Annotated in this window: 2 protein-coding genes; both read right to left on the bottom strand. The window is 66.3% G+C overall.

Annotated elements, in window-relative coordinates; all coding sequences use genetic code 11:
• Window positions 1-329 (bottom strand): beta-ketoacyl synthase N-terminal-like domain-containing protein (locus AB4Z47_RS30385; RefSeq protein ID WP_441956108.1); only part of this gene is annotated, 329 nt, incomplete at its 3' end.
• Window positions 330-413: 84 nt separating this feature from the next.
• Window positions 414-3,539: type I polyketide synthase (locus tag AB4Z47_RS30380; protein ID WP_441956106.1), on the bottom strand; the 3,126-nt coding region annotated here is incomplete at its 5' end.

Genomic DNA, 3,539 nt, shown 5'->3' with positions numbered 1-3,539 from the left:
GTGCAACCCAGAAAAACCCCGGCCCGTGCACCGTCGCGGTCACTATAGCCCGCGTCTTCCAATGCCTCCCAGCTCAGCTCGAGACCGAGCAGCTGCTGCGGATCGATCGACCGCGCCTCATTCGGTGACACACCGAAGAAGTCGGCGTCGAATTCCGAGGCCGAATCGAGGAAACCAGCCGTTTCGTCGATCCCCGGACGATCAGCCGGAGCCGATCCGACAGCGGCACGGCCCTCGCGCAGCAACCGCCAAAAGCTCGCGAGATCGGATGCACCCGGCATCCGGCACGACATACCGACAATGGCGATCTCATTCGCTGATTCGACCATGGGATTCCTCTACCGCGCCTTATCCGATGCCAAGAATTTCGATCGTCTTACCTGCCGAGCATGGCGATTTCACGCTCGTGTGCGTCAACGGCCGGGTCGGCCGAGGCCATATCCGGGCTGGCCATCGCCCCCCACCTTCGCCTCGAGCCAGCGTCGTATCTCCTCCGCCGCGACGGTGCAGGCCGCTCCGATAATCGAGAAGTGGTCCGCGTCGATCTCGACCGTCTCGCCGGTGTGCAGCCACGTGGGCACCCGCTCGATGCGGTCCATCCCGGGCAACGGCGTCGAGGCCCGCAGGCTCAACATCGGCGCGGCGATAGGCACGGGCTGCTGTTCGTCGAATATCTCCATGTACTTCGCCATGGCGACCAAGCCGTGATCATTGATCTCGGTCATTTCGTGTCCAATGTCGAGCACCGTGTCGATCGCACTCACGGTCGCCCGACGACGTTGCTCCGCATCGTCGGGCGAATAGGGGTCGACCAATATCACCGCCGCCGGACCGAGCCCGCTCGTCTCGAGGCGATGCGCCAACGCCTGCGCGATCGCACCGCCCGCCGAATAGCCGACGAGAACGATCGGCGCCCCGCCGCCGACACCATCCACGGTCATCGCCAAGCAATCCAGCAACGCATCCCATGATCCAGGCAGCAGCTCCCCGGGCCGGGTTCCCGGTAGGCGCAGCGCGGCTATCGCGCGGTCACGGCCGAGCGCGCGCGCCAGTCGAGCGAACTGCTGCGGTCCGGTGCCGACCACGAACGACGGAATGCAGATCAACGAGGGTCGGGATGTGCCCCTGCTCAGGGGAATCGGCGTCGGCTTGACAGGCAACTCGGCGCCGGTGGTAAACGTCTCGGCGAGCTTGGCGCTTCCCAGCAGCATCGGTAGCGTGGCGTCGACCTGACCGCGCCGATGCGCAGCCAGAAAAAGGTCGGTAAGGCCGCCGCGCAACGCGGATTCCACGGCGCGTGCTTCCGGCATTCGGAAGCGGAGATAGTCCAGTGCCCGAGTCGTCGGGTGATCGAAGGCGAGCGGAGTTGGCAGCTCGTCCTCGCCTGCCACCTGCACCGTATCCGTCGAGACCGGATGCGCGACGCTGCCGGCCGCAACCGGCGCAGCGGTATCCATGGCGCTGCTCGCGAGACCCTCCGGTGTTACGCTCCGCTGCCTCCTCGGGTCGCCGTCTCGCACCGCGGTATCCAGCCAATAACGCTGACGCGCAAACGCGTACGTCGGCAACGACGCCCGCGTCGGGGCCCGACCCGCGAAAAGCGGCCCCCAGTCCACCTCGATACCCGCGTTGTGGGCGTGCGCGAGGAACGTCAGCAACTGCGTCACCTCGTCGACACCACGCCGGCTCGCGGCCGCCACCAACGACGTCGATCCGACTTCCTCGGGCAGGCACTCCCTGGTCATCGCTGCCAGCACCGAATCGGGACCCAATTCCAAAAACCGTCGAACACCCGAGTCCAGCAAGGTGTCGACACCGTGCGCGAAACGGACTGTGTCGCGCACATGACCGACCCAATAGACCGGATCGGCGAAAGCCGCACCACCGACGATGCCGAACACGTTGGACACCACTGGCAGCAGCGCACGACCGTAACTCAGCCCCTCGGCAACGGTCTCGAATGCGGGCAGTATGGGATCCATTGCGGCGGAATGGAATGCGTGGCTGACCCGCAGCCGTGCGGTCGCGACCTCCTCCGCGGCCAGCATCGTCTCCAACTTCTCGATGGCGTCCTCGTCACCGGAAAGTTCGACCGAGAACGGGCCGTTCACCGCTGCGATCGACAGCCGCCTACCGAACTCGGCGACGACCTGCACCGCCCGCTCTTCGGAAATCACGGCGGCAAGCATCGCACCACCGGCCGGCAACGCAGCCACCAACCGACCCCGCGCCACGACCAATGCACACGCGTCGGCCATCGACCACAGCCCCGCCGTATACGCGGCGACCAGCTCCCCGGTCGAATGCCCGATGAGCACATCCGGAGTGATCCCGAACGACTCCACCAGCCGGAACAATGCCACTTCGAACACGAATAACGCCGGCTGGGCGAACTCCGTCCGATGCAGCAGATCCGGACCCGCGGCACCGAAGACGATGTCCTTCAACGAGACACCGGGTAGCGAGGATTCCAGCAAACGGTCGAATTCGGCACACAGCTCGTCGAACGCCGACGCGAACACCGGGAACGCCGCATACAACCCGGCACCCATACCGACACGCTGTGACCCCTGGCCCGTGAACAGGAACGCGACCTTCCCCCGGACCGGGGTACCCTCGGCGACACCCGGCGCAGCCGAACCCGCAGCCAAATCCGCCAACCCCGCCAGCATGGCGTCCCGGTCGCCCGCGACTACTGCTGCACGCCGATCCAGCCGGGCCCGCGTCGTCAACAACGAATACGCCACATCCACCGGTTCGGCCTCCGGATGCACCGCCAACCACTCGCGCAACCGTGCGGCCTGCGCCCGCAGTCCCGATTCTGATTTCGCCGACACCAGCAACGGCACCATTCCCGACGCCACGGGCGGAATGTCCGCCGCGACCGGCTCCATCGCGCGCTCCGGTCCAGCGGGTGCTTCCTCGACGATGAGATGCGCGTTGGTCCCACTGATCCCGAACGACGACACACCCGCCCGGCGCACCCGGTCCACCGATACCGGCCACGGCTGTTCCTCGGTCAGCAACCGCACCGACCCCGCCGACCAATCCACGTGCGGCGACGGCGCATCCACATGCAACGTCCGCGGCAACATCTCGTGCTGCAGCGCCTGCACCATCTTGATCACGCCGCCGATACCTGAAGCGGCCTGCGCATGTCCGATGTTGGACTTCAACGAACCGACCCGTAACGGCTCCGCACGGCCCTGCCCATACGTGGCGATCAACGCCTGGGCCTCGATCGGATCACCCAACGGTGTCCCCGTCCCATGCGCCTCCACCGCATCCACATCGGACGCATCGAGCCCGGCTGCCGCCAACGCCGCCGCAATCACCCGCTCCTGCGACGGACCATTCGGCGCAGTCGAACCATTCGACGCACCGTCTTGGTTCACCGCCGAACCCCGGACGAGAGCAAGAACGTTGTGACCGAGCCGCCGCGCATCCGACAACCGCTCCAACACCAAGACACCCACACCCTCGGCCCACCCCACACCATCCGCCGACGCCGAAAACGCTTTACACCGACCATCCCGCCG

This window comes from Nocardia sp. 2TAF39, assembly GCF_052114905.1.
In the GTDB taxonomy this organism is placed as follows: domain Bacteria; phylum Actinomycetota; class Actinomycetes; order Mycobacteriales; family Mycobacteriaceae; genus Nocardia.
This window is presented reverse-complemented; position numbering and strand designations above follow the sequence as displayed.